The 18123-nt window shown below is 42.8% G+C and carries 17 protein-coding genes; 11 read left to right on the forward strand and 6 right to left on the reverse strand.

The features are described from left to right. Window positions 1–1554: ComEC/Rec2 family competence protein (locus JMX94_RS11895; RefSeq protein WP_201565675.1), on the reverse strand; the 1554-nt coding region annotated here is incomplete at its 3' end. Between the two features lie 256 nt (window positions 1555–1810). Between JMX94_RS11895 and JMX94_RS11900 the strand changes: the two genes are divergently transcribed. After that, on the forward strand, window positions 1811–2404 hold the full coding sequence (locus JMX94_RS11900) for a DUF2062 domain-containing protein (RefSeq protein ID WP_201565676.1): 594 nt from the start codon (window positions 1811–1813) through the stop codon (window positions 2402–2404). A gap of 95 nt (window positions 2405–2499) precedes the next feature. Here JMX94_RS11900 and JMX94_RS11905 read toward each other — a convergent pair whose 3' ends face one another. From JMX94_RS11905 to JMX94_RS11915, 3 genes are all read right to left on the reverse strand, one after another. Further along, complete coding sequence (locus tag JMX94_RS11905; protein WP_201565677.1) at window positions 2500–2817, reverse strand: hypothetical protein; 318 nt, start codon at window positions 2815–2817, stop codon at window positions 2500–2502. 187 nt (window positions 2818–3004) lie between these two features. Beyond that, window positions 3005–3685, reverse strand: a complete 681-nt coding sequence (lolD, locus tag JMX94_RS11910) for a lipoprotein-releasing ABC transporter ATP-binding protein LolD (protein WP_201565678.1) — start codon at window positions 3683–3685, stop codon at window positions 3005–3007. Window positions 3686–3729: 44 nt separating this feature from the next. Next, window positions 3730–4965, reverse strand: a complete 1236-nt coding sequence (locus JMX94_RS11915; protein WP_201565679.1) for a lipoprotein-releasing ABC transporter permease subunit — start codon at window positions 4963–4965, stop codon at window positions 3730–3732. 461 nt (window positions 4966–5426) lie between these two features. Here JMX94_RS11915 and JMX94_RS11920 point away from each other — a divergent pair, with 461 nt between their 5' ends. From JMX94_RS11920 to JMX94_RS11930, 3 genes are all read left to right on the forward strand, one after another. Continuing rightward, window positions 5427–6407: a hypothetical protein gene (locus JMX94_RS11920; protein WP_201565680.1), complete on the forward strand. Its 981-nt coding sequence runs from the start codon at window positions 5427–5429 to the stop codon at window positions 6405–6407. Between the two features lie 94 nt (window positions 6408–6501). Continuing rightward, entirely contained in the window at window positions 6502–6996 is a 495-nt protein-coding gene (locus JMX94_RS11925; RefSeq protein WP_227673631.1) for a helix-turn-helix domain-containing protein, read from the forward strand. 49 nt (window positions 6997–7045) lie between these two features. Next, window positions 7046–7849: an IS3 family transposase gene (locus JMX94_RS11930; RefSeq protein ID WP_265088962.1), complete on the forward strand. Its 804-nt coding sequence runs from the start codon at window positions 7046–7048 to the stop codon at window positions 7847–7849. 93 nt (window positions 7850–7942) lie between these two features. Here JMX94_RS11930 and JMX94_RS11935 read toward each other — a convergent pair whose 3' ends face one another. Next, complete coding sequence (locus JMX94_RS11935; protein WP_201565681.1) at window positions 7943–8332, reverse strand: SCP-2 sterol transfer family protein; 390 nt, start codon at window positions 8330–8332, stop codon at window positions 7943–7945. A gap of 885 nt (window positions 8333–9217) precedes the next feature. Here JMX94_RS11935 and ccoN point away from each other — a divergent pair. The 6 genes from ccoN to JMX94_RS11965 all read left to right on the forward strand — a co-directional run bounded on the left by ccoN (window position 9218) and on the right by JMX94_RS11965 (window position 15376). After that, window positions 9218–10699, forward strand: coding sequence for a cytochrome-c oxidase, cbb3-type subunit I (gene ccoN / locus JMX94_RS11940; RefSeq protein ID WP_201565683.1), 1482 nt, complete (start codon window positions 9218–9220; stop codon window positions 10697–10699). 9 nt (window positions 10700–10708) lie between these two features. Continuing rightward, window positions 10709–11347: a cytochrome-c oxidase, cbb3-type subunit II gene (gene ccoO, locus JMX94_RS11945; RefSeq protein ID WP_183618776.1), complete on the forward strand. Its 639-nt coding sequence runs from the start codon at window positions 10709–10711 to the stop codon at window positions 11345–11347. Further along, the gene (locus JMX94_RS11950; protein WP_191690612.1) at window positions 11347–11529 is read left to right on the forward strand and encodes a cbb3-type cytochrome c oxidase subunit 3; all 183 of its coding nucleotides are present in this window, start codon (window positions 11347–11349) and stop codon (window positions 11527–11529) included. The genes ccoO and JMX94_RS11950 overlap by 1 nt, the downstream gene beginning before the upstream one ends. Continuing rightward, window positions 11526–12680, forward strand: a complete 1155-nt coding sequence (gene ccoP, locus JMX94_RS11955; protein WP_201565691.1) for a cytochrome-c oxidase, cbb3-type subunit III — start codon at window positions 11526–11528, stop codon at window positions 12678–12680. The genes JMX94_RS11950 and ccoP overlap by 4 nt, the downstream gene beginning before the upstream one ends. 510 nt (window positions 12681–13190) lie before the next feature. Beyond that, a complete protein-coding gene (gene ccoG, locus JMX94_RS11960) occupies window positions 13191–14594 on the forward strand; it encodes a cytochrome c oxidase accessory protein CcoG (protein WP_201565693.1) in 1404 nt (467 codons plus the stop codon). A 200-nt stretch (window positions 14595–14794) separates the two neighbouring features. Next, entirely contained in the window at window positions 14795–15376 is a 582-nt protein-coding gene (locus JMX94_RS11965) for a FixH family protein (RefSeq protein ID WP_201565695.1), read from the forward strand. Window positions 15377–15658: 282 nt separating this feature from the next. On the opposite strand, the gene ttcA is transcribed toward JMX94_RS11965, so the two are convergent. Next, window positions 15659–16678, reverse strand: a complete 1020-nt coding sequence (gene ttcA / locus JMX94_RS11970; RefSeq protein WP_374220420.1) for a tRNA 2-thiocytidine(32) synthetase TtcA — start codon at window positions 16676–16678, stop codon at window positions 15659–15661. Between the two features lie 649 nt (window positions 16679–17327). On the opposite strand from ttcA, the gene queC reads away from it, so the two are divergent. Beyond that, window positions 17328–18050 carry a 7-cyano-7-deazaguanine synthase QueC gene (queC, locus tag JMX94_RS11975; protein WP_227673633.1) on the forward strand — a complete coding sequence of 241 codons (723 nt, stop codon included), beginning with the start codon at window positions 17328–17330 and terminating at the stop codon, window positions 18048–18050. Window positions 18051–18123 lie beyond the last annotated feature (73 nt).

Here is an 18123-nt window from a genome sequence, read left to right on the forward strand (position 1 = left end):
ATCCTCGTACTTTAATAACAACGCCACCGCTATAAAGGACAGCCAATAACCTGCCTGCCACAATACATATGGGTCGAGCCACGCCATCAATACTGCCAGCGCTAATAATATACGCATGGTACTAATCGGCAGGAGTGTTAAACGTATCAAACCTATCGCTAATAACATCCATGCGGTACGCGCAGCAGGGACATCAAACCCGGTAAATAAGGCATAAATGAAAGCGGCACTAATCATCACCCACCAGCGCACTTGCCAGCGCGGGATATGACGATAAAGAGAGGGACAAAAGCGATTCAGCAGTAGAACCGCCAATCCCGCCAACACAATCGCTAAAAATAAAATATGCGTCCCCGAGATGGCCAGTAAGTGTGAAATACCGGCCAACTGATATAAATCTTTGGTATCGCGATTGATTAAACTGCGATCACCGGTCAGCAAACTTAAAGTTACCGCTTTTGCTTGCTGCTGTGCGGTATTTTGTGCTGCCCAATCTTGATAAAAGTATTGGCGCAGCTGCCAACGTCCTTGGTCAATAACGCTACGCAAACGGTATAAATAAGACTCATCAACTTTAGATAGTGCTGCTGAGTCATCAAACGGAATAGTCGAGGTACTGGTCGCTATTATATTAGCAACGCCATCGATATGCCGACCCCGTAACCACCGATAACTATCAAATCCGGTTGGGTTATTCAGCGCTTGCTCAGAGTTAGCAAGTGGCGCTAGCGTTAAGGTCATCAATAACTTATCACCGGGCTGTAGATGATTTAAATCTGTAATCTGCGATTGCTTAAATGATTGTTTAGCTTGTTTCTCAGCAGCCTTTTTAGACAATTTTTTACGTGATTCCTTATAGGGCTTTTTTGGATACGCGTTTAGCAATACGCGGTATTCAGTTCTCTCAAAGCTTTCAAAATCTTCAGAATTATCATGGCTTAAATTATCTTTAGTTTTTTTATTACTGCTTAGGCTATTATTCAACCCTTCTCTATAATTGGCAGCGTAATCCGCGGTAAGATTATCTAAATCCTGCGCTGTCAATTCAGACAATAACGGTGATATCTGACTGATGGTGGCAACTTGTCGATAGCCACTGTCGCTTGCGACATCATAGACACTATCACTTATGCCTTCGATGCTAACCAGCGCTTGTACACGCAAAGGTTGTTTTATGGCGCTAATTTGCGCCTGTTGATGACTTATCAAGGCGAGCAGTCCACTACCACTAATCAGCGTCAGTGCTAGCGCTGCTAATAATAAATAGCGGACACACTTAGAAAATAACGACAAGCTATACGCTGAGGTTTTCGTAGAATTTTTAACAGAAGGGTTTTGAGCAAGAGGTATTTTGATGTTAAAGGAACGAGGATATGGAATACGACGTTGACTGACGACTAACAAAACAATAGTAAGTATCGTTAATAATAGCGGCAATGTCGCAGTAGCACTGAGGTCTGCTAACAGCGGACTAATAGGCAGCGGCATGCTATCAGCAACGGCTAAAACGCCCATCATAACGATGATTATCAAGCTACCAATTAACCAGTACACCAGCGCTCCTTGCTTGATAGTCTGTATGATAAGTATAGGCTGTATGATAAATGATGATTGACGATAGCCTTAATGTTAGACCGAACCGTCAAGCGATGGCATTTATCCTGCTATTACCCTATACTGAGCAGAAATATTGCGATAGTGATTATCCAACATTATCTTCCTGCTTTTCTGATAACATCCTTACCTGTATTTTTTATCAATAACATCACTGCATACCAGCCCATCAGTATGATTGAGCGGGCTGTAGATAATGAGTAAAGGCGATTCTGTGCCAAACAAACGTCTGAAAGACCTACTTCCTACCCCTGAAAAAATCCTAGCCAGTCGCACATTAAAACTGTTTGCGCCGCAACTTGCTGACCCGCGTTTGTGGCATTTTAATCGCCATAGTCTAAATAAAGCGGTTTACATCGGTGTGCTTAGCGCGTTTTTTCCGCTGCCAGGACAAATGTTACTGGCATTAATCGGTGCGCTCATTTTTCGAGCCAATGTCCCGATGGCGCTCGGTTTGACTTGGATTACCAACCCAGTAACCAGCTTACCGGTCTTTTATGCTGGCTACTATGTCGGTGCCAAAATCCTTGACGTACCGATGATTAGTTTGCGGCTTATCGGCAGGATGATTGCTGATTTTAGCTTATGGGCATTGTCAGATGGCGCTAACCCCTTTATTACTTATAAAGGCACAGTATCTCTGACGGCGTTCTGTTTAGGACTCACGATTTTAGCCATCGTTAGCAGCATCGTATGCGGTTTGGCGTTTAAAGCCATCTGGCGCTATAAGACTGTCACCAGCTGGCAAAAACGTCAGCAGAACTCCTCTGACGAAACGCCTAAGCACTAACAGCTATTACTCATTTACAACTATTCATTCAGCACCAGTCATACGATAAAAATAGCAGCATTTTATAAAAATTATTGCCCAAATTTTAGGCGGCGTTATAATTCGCCTTCTTGCTCTTTATGTTTTTCGATAGCATTGAGAATATTGTCAGTAAGATTAGTATCCATCACAAAGACATCTATCACCTTCTCATCTTTAAGCAGCGTATAGCGCTTGCCCGTCGCACTATCCTGCGCTTTTAAGTCGTAATCGACACCCGCTAAAGTAATCGAGTCAAAAACTGGCGTCAGCAACTCTATTTGCGCTTGTTTATCAATGGTGTCAAATAACGTTGGATCCATATAAGGCTTTAATGGCTCATTACCTTCTTCGATACTGCCAAACGCTTCGATCGGGTCATCGTCTTTATTCATACTATCCATCCTTACTTAATGAATAAGGCTGCCCTATACAGCCTATTTGTTATCTTATTTTTATAAAAATTCTAACCCTATCATGCTACTGCTTAGTAACGGCAATCATGCAACTTTTAGAAGAAACGGTTAAGAATTTTGTTTATAACATTGTTTAGAACATTGTTTAAAACGAAAGGTTAAAGGCTTAGTAATCTTCCCAATGACCATTACGCAAGAGTAGCTGTCGGTCAGCAAGTGCTGCCAAACTACGGTCATGCGTTACCATCAACAGCGCCGTTTGCATCGTACTTTGCAGCTCGGATAACAGCCCAAACACACTTTGGGCATTGTCATAATCCAAGTTACCGGTCGGCTCATCGGCCAAGACAAGCGACGGCTTAGTCACCAGCGCACGGGCAATCGCCACACGTTGACGCTCACCGCCTGATAGCTCACCTGGCCTGTGTGCCAAACGGTGCTCTAAACCGACACTGTTTAAAATATCTATCGCTTGTTGGCGCGCTTCAGTGGTCGACATTTTTGGGCGCATCAGTAGCGGCATAGCGACGTTTTCAACCGCAGTAAATTCCGCCAATAGATGATGAAACTGATAAATAAACCCTAAGTGCTTATTACGCATCGCGCCGCGCTCAGTTTCATTCATGGTATTTAGCAGCTGCCCATGTAGCCAGACTTCACCACTGGTTGGCGTATCAAGTCCGCCGAGCAAATGCAACAAGGTGCTTTTTCCTGAGCCACTGGTACCGACAATCGCAATGCGCTCACCAGCATTGACGGTCAAATCTAAGCCCGTCAATACTTGCGTACTCACCGCCCCTTCATCGTAAATTTTATTAATATTGGTCGCTTTTAAAATCGCAGACATATCGCTTCCTTTATTTTATTTATCATGGCATTAACGCCTATATATTACTCGTAACGTAGCGTTTGCGCGGGCTGAATTTTAGCCGCTCGGCGTGCTGGATAAATGGTCGCCAAAAAGCTCAATACAAATGACGCACTGGTAATCAGCACCACATCGGTCAAACGCAGCTGCGATGGCAGATAGTTCACAAAGTAAGCATCAAATAAATTCAAACCAAAGCTATTATTAATAAAGCCCAAAATATCACTGACGGTCAGGGCAAAGATAACCCCAAGTATCGTGCCTGCAATCGTACCGATAAAACCAATAACCACACCCTGTACCATAAAGACATGGGTAATCAGACGCGGTGAAGCACCAAAGGTTTTTAGAATGGCGATATCGGCTTTTTTGTCGGTCACTAGCATGACCAAGCTTGAGACAATATTAAAAGCGGCAACTAAAATAATTAAAAATAACAGCAAGCCAACCATGGCTTTTTCCATTTGAATCGCACCGAACAGATTGCCGTGCGTTTGGGTCCAATCGCTAGGATATAACTGCTCAGGGGCAATGGCAGCAGCTCGTTGGGCGGCCATCGGTGCGTTAAAGATATCGTCAAGCTTCATACGAATGCCCTGCGCGCCCTCTGGCAGTCGCAGTAATTTTGCCGCATCGCCCATCGGAATAAACGCCATTAGGCTATCCACTTCAGGGCTGATGGTAAAGATACCCGTCAACGTAAAACGCTTAAATCTCGGTATCACACCCGCTGGTGATGGCGACGCTTCTGGCAACACCAACGTCACTTTATCGCCTAAGCGCAGCCCCAAGGATTGCACCATCTCTTCACCAAGCACAATACTGAACTCACCGTTTTGTAAGGTATCAATACTGCCTTCTACCATATGCTCGTTGATGATAGAGACGTTTTTCTCGTATTCAGGATCGACGCCGGTGACCATAATCCCAGCCACTTGACCGTTAGAGGTCAGCATACCTTGCAGCTGGATAAAAGGCGCAACGGCAGCGACTTCTGGATCTTCTTTGATCTTATCTGCCACCTGCTTCCAATCACCGATAATCTCGGTTGAGATCACCGTCGCTTGTGGCACCATACCCAAAATACGAGTCTTTAGCTCCCGATCAAAACCATTCATGACCGATAGCACGGTAATCAATACCGCCACGCCAAGCGTCAGACCAATCATTGAAATCAGCGATATAAAGGAGATAAAACCATTACTACGCTCTGCTCGGGTGTACCGTAAGCCGATAAATAACGCTAAAGGACGAAACATATTCAAACTCTTTATCTTATCCACGTGCGACTTTATTTATGTTATAAAACCAGATGCAACAACCGCCTCGTAGCATTACATTTACTAAGGCGCTTGCTGCAAAAACATATCAATCGAACACAAAAACAGGGGTTATGACCAGCAAAATGCCGCTGTCAAAAGGGAGCTAGTTTGACACAATTTGACTTATATGTGCCAGTCATTAGCGCAAACTGCCAGTATTTTTTAATAAAAACTCAACTTTTAACATTATTTTTCATGAGGGGCTTGCTATTAGTTGCGTCTATACCTATATATTGTATGCTAAGGACAATTGTCATTAACCCCTCATTGTTGTTTGTTGCCTCTTTACTGATGACATTGCTGGTTATCATAAACCAATCCGCTCACATATTGGATAATGGTCAGCAATCACAGTTTTAGACCCAAACCTCATGGCTGACTTAAGTTTGAGTATATTCATGACCATTAATTATCAATATAAAAATATCCAATCCCCTACCAAAATCACTTTATCTGACGAGCAGTCTGCCGGTCACGCCGATCATTGGCGCATTTTGACCGATGACATGAGTCAAGACGTACCGGAATGGCTGCAAAAGATGATTGAAAAAGCGGCCATGCCTAAAGGGCTTAACAGCAATGTCAGTGCCAAAGACAGCTGTTTGCTGCTATCTGAAGACCAGCCTTGTCATATCAATCAGGTGCTCGCGATGAAAGATGGCAAGCCTGAATGCTTTATTAACGCCTACCCTTGTGTCGATAGCCCTTATGGGCTGACGTGCAAAATTGAACGTATGATTGTCAATGACAATACCCATGATGCGGTCTTGCGCTTACGCACCGCTGATGGCAGCATCATCTATGCTTTTGACCAGCTTTATACGGCTAACCGTCATTTATATCAGCAGGATATGGCGTATTATGTGAATTTCAGTGCTTGGGCGCATGAGATTAAGCTTAGCGAACAAGACGAAGTGATTATGGTCGAAGACCAAGAAGCCATTCGCTACCATCGCGCTTTTAACGACATTGTCGCCGCCAACGATGGAAAAATGCCCGATGATTTACAAGAGCAAATCAAAGCGTGGCAGCCAGAGACCAAAGAACAAATGGCACCGGTTGAGATTAATCTCGGTCATATGTGTGCTTACCTGTTTGGTGATACCTTAGGGCAAGAAGATGAAGCTTGGTGTCAAGGTCAAGTGCTTGGTAAGCAAGAAACGCTGTTTAATGGTAAGCCCATTATCTTATTTGATGTGGTGGTACTGCGTGAGCAAGATGCTGACCCATTTGTAATCCGTATTGGTGCGCCTAAAACTTCAACCACTGCTGCTATCCAAGTTCATGACTATGTACAGGCGAATATCTGGTTACAAGCAGCGATTTATAAAGAAAATCAAAAATCGCAAGCAAGCGCGCAACAATCAAAAGCCAGCTAATTTAACACAGTCCTCTACTGTTAAATTTGTCAATAAAAAAGCCCTTAATATGAACTGAACCCCATAAGTTGGACACAACTTATGGGGTATTTTTATGCATTACGACCTAGACTTTAAGATAAAAGTCATCGCATACTATAGGCAAGGACATACTGGTCATGCTACGGCTGAGAAATTTAACCTAGACAATAAGATAGTTGTCAGATGGGTTAAACAGTATCAAAGCGGTGGTATCGATGCTATCAAACCAAAGACAAGCAAAGCCTACTATAGTGGCGAGTTTAAACACGAAGTGATTACAACGATGCTTACCCAAGGCTTAAGTCAATTGGAAGTAGCTTTAAGGTATAACATCAGCTCACCGGCCTTAATTAGCCACAGGCACAAAGCGTATCGGCTTTATGGTATGTCTGGACTAATATCCAAACCTAAAGGTAGAACCGCCATGAGTAAACCCTTTATTACAGACAAGCCAGATGATGAAAAGACGCTAGCAGAGCTTAAGCGTGAGAATGAGTACCTACGTGCGGAGAACGCCTACCTAAAAAGCTGGATGCCTTGCTCAAACAGAAGAAGAAACAAGCTTTGAAAAAGCAAGGCTCATCGAAGGACTAAGACAAGAGCACCCTTTATCTGCTTTGCTAAACATCGCTAAGATGGCTAAGAGTGTCTTTTACTACCATAGGTGTCAGTTTGATGTTAAAGACAAATATGCAGACTTAAAACATCATATTGCTCAGATATACCACAAGCATAAAGGCAGGTATGGTTATCGTAGAGTCACGGCCGCGCTAAAGCAGTTAGGGGTTTATCATAACCATAAGCTCATCGCTAAGCTGATGCGTAACATGAAGCTTAGCGCAAAGATAAGACGTCAGAAGTACCGATCTTACAAAGGACAACAAGGCAAGATTGCGAAGAACTATTTAAAGCGCCAGTTTCATGCAGATAAACCAAATAAGCGCTGGCTGACCGATATTACTGAGTTTAAGGTGGGTGATGATAAGCTGTATTTGTCACCCATACTTGATTGTTATAACAATGAGATCATCACCTATACGCTCTCAAAGAGACCCACTTATGACTTAGTTGGTAAGATGCTAGCTAGTGCTTTAGATAAGACAAAGGCGTGCCGTGGTAAGAGATTAATGCTGCATTCTGATCAAGGGTGGCATTATCAAATGAAACCGTTTAGCACGACGCTTAAACAGCATGGAATTAAGCAAAGTATGAGCAGAAAAGGCAACTGCTTAGATAATGCACTGATGGAGGGGTTCTTCGGTACGCTGAAGTGCGAGACGATTTATATTGAGAAACCGAAAACTATTGAGCAGTTAGAGAAACAGATTCATGAGTATATGCATTATTATAATCATGAGCGTATTCAACTTAAATTAGAAGGACTGAGTCCTGTGCAATACAGAACTCAGTCCTTGTTATAAACTAAACCGTCCAACATTTGGGGGTCAGTTCAATATGAATTAAGGGCTTTTTTATGTTAAACGTTATATTTTATAAAAATGAAAAACAGACCGTTAAGCCATGGTAGTCATTGATTTGATATTACTGTACAGCTCTTTTTGCTCCGCACTTGGACGCGCCGTTTGTACTGCCATCAATTGTGACATATCGCCTTCAACACGGATTTTACCACCCATAAAGGCGCCCATGATTTCATTGGTATCAAAATCAGTGATGATTGATTGTAAGATGCTGCGATCAAGCAATAAAGTCGTCGTCGCTGCGTCATTTAAGCCGCGATGTAATAAACCATTCGCGAAACTGGCCTCGATATCTTGCTCAGTATCAGATACTTTTAGGTTCACAATCATATTAGCCAATGCTGGTGGTAGATTTAGTTCACCAGCCTCTTGACCCATTTGCTCAACTTGTTCAAACCATTCGTCTGTCAAAAAAACTGCCATATTATTATCCTTAATACCTATTATAAAAAGCTCATGTATAAAAAGCTTATGTATGGACAGCTTGCGCCGTTAAAGGCATAAGACTGACCGCTATTTCAATGATTAAAATAATTGTTAACAGAGGTATAAAAACGTCCTGTCAGCAATACTGTTCAGCGCCATTATAAGATGCGACTTGATAATAAGTAAAACTTATTTATAGCCTCTTAAAGGTCCAATGTAGCAATGGTTACAAATTTTTCTGATAAGTTTGCGTTTTGCTTCATTAGCACTATGTTTTTTCACCCCTAGAATAGTAGGGAAATTGGGTATAAAATGGGAGCATAATGCTGCAATATTAAGTTGTTGGCGCATATTTTTACCAAAGAGTTTGTATTTTGGCGCATAGTTCTGATGATATTTGATTAGGTTTGCGTTACAATACCCTTAAACAGAGTCGGGAGTTTTAACTAAACATTACCTAAACATGTTTTTTTGTCAGCCGCCGCTAGCATACATTGATGGTGCATAAGCTTTTTAGCGCCAGTTGAATATCAGTATCTATCTTCGTTCATACTGTTTTTATCAGTAATAATTAAGATACATACTCAGCCTCAATAGATGTTTGATGCTCAAGGAAGGCACGTTTTCTTATCAAATCTGACCGTTTATTAACAATCCTACTATCGACTAGCTGTGAGCGCAGTGCGTTTTTATCGCCGTCCTCTACTCATCAGCAATAGCTGATAACTAGCGAAGTTGATAGTTAATAATGGCAAGACTGATAAGAGTAGTCAAAAAATAGCATGTACCGCAATCATTGTCTGCTTATAAATTTTTATAAGACAGCTGCCGCGGAGAGTTAGTTAATTCTGTTGATAATTCGGGCTGTAAAGGAATCATCCAATGAGTTTACAAAACACAGCAGTCGCCCCAGTTGACCGTGAATATGAAATCACTGTCGTAAGATTCTTTACGATAATGGCCGTGATATGGGGCATCGTCGGCATGAGTATTGGTGTGTTCATTGCTTCACAGTTAGCATGGCCAGCACTCAACTTTGACATTCCATGGTTGACATTTAGTCGCCTAAGACCGCTCCACACCAACGCGGTTATCTTTGCATTCGGTGGCTCTGCCCTGTTCGCAACGTCTTACTATATTGTCCAGCGTACCTGTAAAACGAGGCTATTTGCGCCTTATTTGGCCTGGTTCACCTTTTGGGGTTGGCAGACGGTTATCGTCGCCGCCGTTATCACCCTGCCTTTAGGGTTAACGTCTACCAAAGAATACGCCGAGCTTGAGTGGCCGATCGATATTTTGATTGCCTTGGTATGGATTTCTTACGCCATCGTCTTCTTCGGTACGCTAATCAAACGTAAAACCTCACATATTTATGTGGCTAACTGGTTCTTTGGCGCTTTTATTATTACGATTGCTCTACTGCATATCGTAAACAGTATGGCTATCCCTGTTAGTGCGTTTAAATCTTATTCGTTATTTGGCGGTGCAACTGATGCGATGGTGCAGTGGTGGTACGGGCATAATGCGGTAGGTTTCTACTTAACGGCCGCTTTCCTTGGGATGATGTATTACTTCGTTCCAGTACAGATTGGTCGTCCTATTTATTCTTACCGTTTGTCTATCGTTCACTTTTGGGCATTGATTGCTTCATATATGTGGGCTGGTGGTCACCATTTGCATTATTCAGCGCTTCCAGATTGGACGCAGTCATTAGCAATGGTATTCTCAATCATCCTATTTGCACCATCTTGGGGTGGTATGATTAACGGTGTACTAACGCTATCAGGTAGTTGGGATAAGTTACGTACCGATCCGATCATTCGCTTTATGATTGTGGCATTGTCGTTCTATGCGATGTCGACGTTTGAAGGTCCAATGATGTCTATTAGGACCGTTAACGCGTTATCTCATAACACTGACTGGACTGTAGGTCACGTACACTCAGGTGCGCTTGGCTGGGTTGGTATGATTACCATTGGTTCGCTATACGTACTGTTACCACGTATCTATAACAAACCAAAAATGTACTCAATCAGCTTAATCACCACGCATTTCTGGTTGGCAACAGCAGGTACTATCTTCTATATCGTCTCTATGTGGATTTCAGGTATTGGCCAAGGCATGATGTGGCTTGCGACCAACCCAGACGGTACGTTGGTATACAGCTTCGTTGATACGGTTGAGTTCTCACATTTCCCATATATCGGTCGTGCTTTTGGTGGCCTATTGTATGTATCGGGTATGTTTGTTATGGCATATAACGTTTATAAAACACTGCAAATGCCAGAAGGTAAGCCTGTAGATATCGCTGACCCAACGGATCATGAACCTAGTGTTGATAAACCTTCGGCAGCTAACGTATAAGGAGCGATCATGTCTGGTACACCGCATGAAATTATTGAAAAAAATACAGGCTTGTTGGTTATCGGTATTGTTATTGCCATTAGCTTTGCAACGCTCGTTGAAATCGTACCGCTGATTTATGATAACAAGGGTCCTGAAGAAGGTGGGGTGAACGCTCCCCTTCCCGCCATGGAGCCATGGACTGCACTTGAGTTTGAAGGTCGTGACATCTATATTCGTGAAGGCTGTCACGTCTGTCATACCCAAATGATTCGTCCGTTACGTGCTGAAGTTGAGCGTTATGGACCTTATTCGCGTGCTGCAGAATCAACGTGGGACCATCCATTCTTATGGGGTTCAAAACGTACGGGTCCTGACCTTGCACGTGTCGGTGGACGCTATTCTGAAGATTGGCAAAAACAGCATCTGATTGCGCCACGTTCTTTAGTACCTGAGTCAGTAATGCCTGGTTTCCCTTGGCTTGCAACCAATGAAGTTAATGGTAGCAATGTTCAAGCCAAAATGCGTCTATTCCGCGATCGCTTCGGTGTGCCTTATACTGAAGAAGATATCGAAGGCGCACCCGATGCTGTACTTGGTGCCACTGAGCTTGATGCTTTGGTTGCCTATTTACAGCAATTAGGTACCGCGATGGAAGGACAGCGCTAATGGGTATTGGTGAATTACAAACAATTGCGACCGTTTCTGCCTTTATTGCCTTCGTAGGCGTTGCATGGTGGGCGTATTCGCCAAAAAACAAAAAACGCTTCGAAGAAGATGCACAACTTGCGCTTGATGACGAAGATATCGAATCTTTGTCTGAAGAGCAGCGCAATAAGGATAAACGATGACATTTTTTTGGAGTTCTTGGATCACCATACTAAGTATTATGTGTTGGGCGGGTATCCTCGGTGTTTTGCTAATGGTTTTGAAGTACAAGCCAGAAGTAGAAGAAGACGGTACCACTGGCCACACTTACGATGGCATTCAGGAATACGATAAGCCACTCCCTAAATGGTGGCTAGTGATATTTTTTGGCTCAATCATTTGGGCCGTTGCATACTGGATATTTTTCCCTGCTATCTTTCCATCAAAGTGGGAAGGTATTACAACCGTAGAAGTGGATGGCAAAACCTTACCATGGACTTCTCATAACGAGTTGAACAGCGAACTTGAAAGTAATAACAAAGTATTTACCGATAACTTTGAGCAAAACATTTTGGCCAAGGCCGATGCGAGCGGTGCAACAAAAACCCTAGCAACGCTTTCTGAGATGCAAGCAACGCTGCGTCATAGTGAGAAGCCACCAGCAGAGCTACAGGCTCAAATCGACGAGAAAGTGGCCGAGTTGGCACCTTATGTAGAAAAGCTGGCTGAAAACCCGAATGCATTGAAGGTTGGTAGTCGCTTGTTCCTACAGAACTGTGCAGTTTGTCATGGCTCTAACGCCAAAGGTGCGGCAGGCTATCCAAATCTTACCGATAATGACTGGTTATATGGCGGTGAGGCGGCAAACATCTTGACGACTCTACATAACGGCCGCGTCGGTGGTATGACCGCATGGCGCGACCAAATCGGTGAAGACGGTGTTCGTGCCGTGTCTGAATATGTCCTATCAATATCTGGCAATCAACCAGGTTATGAGTTGGATAAAGCCAAAGTTGCTCAGGGTGAGGCAATCTTCAACGAGCCAACCAACTGTGTACTTTGTCATGGTCCAGACGCAAAAGGTATGACTTCTACTGGCGCGCCAAACTTGACAGATAAAATCTGGCTATACGGCGGCGATCGTGAAACTATTCGCGAAACGGTACGTTATGGTCGTGCAGGCGTAATGCCTGAGTGGGAAACCAAACTGGGTAATGAGCGCATTATGTTGCTTGCTGCTTATGTTTACTCTCTATCAGACAGAAGCGCTCAACCTGCTAAAGCAAAAACAGTCTCTGCCCCTGCTCCTCAGGCAGCGACAACCGCTACAGCAGAAACAACAGCCGCTAACTAATCATATTTAGTCAGTCGCTATATCGTAAATAAGTAAGTTTAAAAAAGGGAGGACTGTTATTGCAGTTCTCCCTTTTTAGTTATTCATTGAGGGCTAAATGTTGGTTATAGTGAGTAAATTCAATAAAAACCTTAATAATCTCATTAACAATAATCAGGCTTGGTCATTTGTCCCTTGCTTATGATTTGTTTCTCATGAGTAGATGCTATTACTGCATTTGGCGATCAATAATGATGAGATTAATGTTGCTTTCTAGCATTATTGCCCCATTTATAGTAGGGAGAATGTTAAAATAGCTATCTATGAGAAACACTATTGAATCATCCATTTAAGCATATTTAAACCCATTATTTACAATCGCTCATTTGGTAGTCGAGTCAGCATATTTTGACTTTCAGTCTGTCTCGCTACTTACTGACATTGATAACATCGCACATTCATATACCCAGTTATTCAGGGTATTTGTTCATCATGCCAGCAGACTGATTCTTTTTTTAAAGAGGCACGTTTATGTCAGCACAACAATCCAATAAAATCCCTGTCGTCGATCTTAACGCCAATAAAAAACGTGTACATCCCAGATTTGTCACCGGATTTTATCAAAACATCCGTGTCATTAGCATGTATGCGTTTTTGGCATTATTTCTGATTTTACCGTGGCTACGTTATAACGGTAGGCAAGCAATCTGGTTTGATGTGCCGTCGCAGCATTATTATATTTTTGGTATGACCTTTTTAACCCAAGATTTTTACTTTATTGCTGCTTTTGCGCTTATTGCTGCCTTTGCGCTATTTATGGTGACTGTCTACGCCGGACGGGTGTGGTGTGGCTATGCCTGTCCCCAGACCATTTGGACGCATATGTTCCAATATGTTGAAAAGCTGGTGATTGGCGATCGTAACAAGCGTATAAAGTTCGATAAAGAGCCTATGAGCGCACAGAAAGCGTTTAAGCGTTTTTTAGTGTATTTTATCTGGTTTGTGTTTTCCATGATTACCGCCACAACCTTTGTCAGTTATGTATCGGGTACTGAGGCGTTGTATCAAAATTGGCAGATGATAGGGTTTATCCCCTTCCCTGATTGGTCAACGTGGATATGGGTATCGATATTTATTTTTGCTTTCTCGACCTACGTCAATGCAGGCTATATGCGTGAGCAGATGTGCGTGCAAATCTGTCCTTATGGCCGCTTCCAAAGCGTGATGTTCGATAAAGATACGTTAATCGTTTCTTACGATTATGAGCGCGGTGAGCCTCGCGGCGCGCGCAAAAAAGGCACCAACCCTGAGGATTTAGGCGACTGTATTGAATGTCAGATGTGTGTGCAGGTCTGCCCGACAGGTATTGATATTCGTGATGGCTTGCAAGTAGCTTGTATCCAATGTGCTGCCTGTATCGATGCGTGTAATGATGTGATGGATAAAGTTGGCTACCCACGCGGGCTGATTCGTTATACAACAGAGCGTCAATTGGTCGAAAAAGAGCCAAGCCGCGTATTCCGTCCGCGCTTCTTCGCTTATTTAACCTTACTGACCGTGCTTTGTGGCGGCGTAATTTATGCCTTGAATGATCGCGTACCGCTAGAAATTGATATTCGCCGTGACCGCAACCAGTTGTCATCATTGAATCAGCAAGGCATGATTGAGAACAGCTATATCGTCAAATTGACCAACAAAACGCAAGAGCCTCACACTTATAAGATAACCCTTGAGCCACAAGACGGTTTGAGCTTAGAGCTGCGCTTTAACGATGTGCCGTTAGAGGCTGGTGAAAGCTTTGATATGCCAGTCAGTATTTATGGTGACCCTGATGTGATTGAGTTTGGTCAAACACCAGTTACTTTAAATGTGAAGAGCGAAAATGGTCAGTATAATGTTAGCAAACAAAACATCTTTACCACGCAAGGACAATAAGTCTTTGCGTGCTTAATTACTATATTTTATAACTCTCGTCCGTTAGTCATTAGCTGTTGGTTGATGACTATCCATCAATGATTAGCGGGTGAATATTTCGTCATTAATCTGGCAGTATTGAGCCATCATTTTATCCGTTGATACCGTTTATAACTCTCTGACAGACAGCTATAAACGAATATCTGATTAATAGGTATGTTATGTCTAGTCCAGCCCCCAACTTTAAGCATCAAGATAGCCAGCCATGGTACAAAAACTATATGGTGGTTATTTTTGTCATTGGCATGCCAGCGTTAGTCGTTATTGCTTGCATTTGGTTTGTCTATTATTCTTACCAAATACGTGACAGTGTGGTACGTGACGATTGGTATATGGATGGCAAAACCCTCTATCATGACGTCTCGCGCGACAAGCTCACCTATGATTTAGACTTACACGGTCAAATGCAGTTTGCCGATAATGGTGATATCGTGTTTTATCTAAATTATCCTGAGCAGAGCTTGCAGTCTGGTAAATTATCAAATGGCGAGCCGGTTACTTATCCTGATACCTTAGAGTTATCTATCTCACATGCTACCGATATCAAAAAAGATCGTGATGTTGTGTTAAAACATGAAGAAGGTAATAAATACAGCGCTCAGGTAAATATTGACCCAGTCAAAGCCAAATATTACTTACAAGTTAGTAATGATGGTAAGGATGATTGGCGTATGCAAGATGTGGCAAAATTGCCACGCTCAGAGGTAAGTTTTAATCCGCTACCGGTGTTTGCCGAAAGCTAATATTATTTAAATAGCTACTCTTAAAATTAAAAAACCAGCCCTTAATAATTAAGGGCTGGTTTTTTATGGGGCTAACATTCATGGATTTAACTTTATCAAATTAACTTAAGATTATTTAAGCAACATATAGTCAGTGAAAAGTAATATCGATACATCACGCGCTGCTGATATCAATTTTTCTTGCTTGCTGTGCCTGCGCAGACAGAGGCTACAAAAAATTGATATCAGCAATACCGTAGCGTTCTTAGGATATTTTGACTATAGCTTTAAACCATCAGCGCATTAAATAACAGGGTTAATGGTTGGGATTTTCTGCGTTATGCGGCTGTTTTTTGCCGTCTCAGTTTCAGCTTGCAAGTTCTGACTATTGGCAAATTTTGGATTAAAGACTTGAGTTTTTGGCGCTACAGGTAAGCCAATCTCAGCCAAGCTCTCGGTCTGCCCTGCTTGGATATTATCGCCTTCAAATAAGCGTTCATTATCATCACGCTCCAGGCTTAATGTCTCAAAATCAAATAATTCACGATCGGCTAATTGCGACGGTGCGACGTTTTGCATGGCTTTAAAAATAGACGCTAAGCGCTGTGGATGGGCATCATCCCATTCGCGTAGCATGTCATTGATAATCGCCCGTTGTAGATTGGTTTGGCTACCGCATAGATTACAGGGAATAATCGGAAATTCTTTTAAACGGGCATATTCAATGATGTCTTTTTCTTCAACGTAGGCAAGCGGACGAATCAGCAAGTTTTGCTTATCATCGCTAAGCAATTTAGGCGGCATCGATTTCAGCGCGCCGCCATGAAATAAGTTTAAGAAGAACGTCGCGAGCATATCATCGCGATGATGGCCAAGGGCGATTTTGGTTGCGCCAATTTGTTTGGCAAAGCCGTATAGCGAGCCACGGCGCAGACGTGAACAGGCCGAGCAATAAGTTTTACCTTCTGGCACCACGCTTTTGACAATACTATAAGTGTCTTTTTCTAAAATATAATGCGCGATACCTTGCTCGTTTAAATAAGCGGGCAAAATATCTTCAGGATAACCAGGCTGCTTTTGGTCAAGATTGACCGCAACGATATCAAAGCTAATCGGGGCAATACGCTTGAGTAACAACAAGATATCTAGCAGTGTATAGCTGTCTTTGCCGCCTGACACACAAACCATGATGACGTCGCCATCTTCAATCATATTAAAATCGCGAATCGCCCATGATACTTGGCGGCGTAGCTTTTTTTGTAGCTTGCGAAATTGTGCCGTTTCAGTCGGTAGCAGCTGATTAGATGATAATTGCTCAGCCATATCATTGTCATGCGCAACTTCGTCAGCGACATCCGTATCTAATGCATAGCTATCCCAACCAGTCTCGGCAGAGCTAGCATCCGTAGAAGCAGCATCGATAGACGCAGCATCAAACTGAGGGGTGATTTGTGGCGTAAACAAGGTCGCTACGGTCATAAGTTACTCAATATCTTTACAAGGTTGATTTTGCTATAAAGCAGTTAGCAATATTTTTAGCACACGGGCTTTAAAAGCAGCGATTATAACAAATTTTGCTAACAGATTGAAAATATGACGTTAATTGATAAGGCTAAATACCAAGCCAACTTAAGAAGGCAACTTAAGAAGACAGCGTAAGACTGTTATTTAACTTGATAACAGCACTTATGCCTAATCGCCTGTTTGATTGCCCTATGTCTGATTAATAGTGTTTGATGGATAATACAAATACAGTGCTGACTGAAATATCCTTTAGCCACTACTTAATTACGCTTTAGCCCTTTTTTAATAACACCTTCAAGGTTCTGTAATGGGGCTATTTTTGCTAAAATAGACGGCTTTCGTAAATCCATATTTTTGAACCAATACTTTCAAACTAATAATAGATACCACTATGACTCTTGTTACTGCGCAAACCTCCTCTACCAATCCAGCAAACGACGCTAACTTGATGGCGCTGCATAAAAGCCAAAATGCCGTGGTGCTACTATCAGGCGGGCTCGATTCCGTGACTTGTTTGTATTGGGCAAAGGCGCGCTATGCTTCTGTGACGGCGGTCAGTTTTAATTACGGTCAACGTCATAATAGTGAGCTTGTTGCAGCCAAAGCCATCGCTGAAACCGCAGCAGTCAATCATCGCATTATTGATATCGATATCGCGCAACTTGGCGGCTCATCACTCACCGACCACAGCATGATTGTCCCTGATGGCGATACCGATAAATTCCCCAGTAAAAATCGTGATGAGATCGATAACGACGCTATTCCAAACACTTATGTACCTGCGCGTAATACCATATTTTTATCTTACGCCTTGGCAGTCGCTGAAGTGACCGATGCCAACCATATCGTCATTGGCGTAAGCTCCGTCGATTATTCAGGCTACCCTGATTGCCGTCCAGAATATATCGCTGCTTTTGAGCACATGGCCAATCTTGCCACCAAAGCTGGCGTCACCGGACACCATTTATCGATTCAAACACCACTGCAGCAGTTATCTAAAGCCAAAACCATCGAGCTTGGTTTATCGTTAGGGGTCGATTATGGGCAGACGATTTCTTGTTATCAAGCAGATGTCGATGGGTTGGCTTGCGGTGTTTGCGACAGCTGTGTGCTGCGCCGCCAAGGATTTGCCCAAGCTGGCGTTACTGACCCTACCCATTATCAGCCTTAATAGCCTGAATAAATACTGTAAAAACAGGCTTATAGCTACCTTAAAGTACGAGTATGATTGTCTTAATAGCGCA

It is taken from the genome of Psychrobacter sp. CMS30, from assembly GCF_904846565.1.
In the GTDB taxonomy this organism is placed as follows: domain Bacteria; phylum Pseudomonadota; class Gammaproteobacteria; order Pseudomonadales; family Moraxellaceae; genus Psychrobacter; species Psychrobacter maritimus.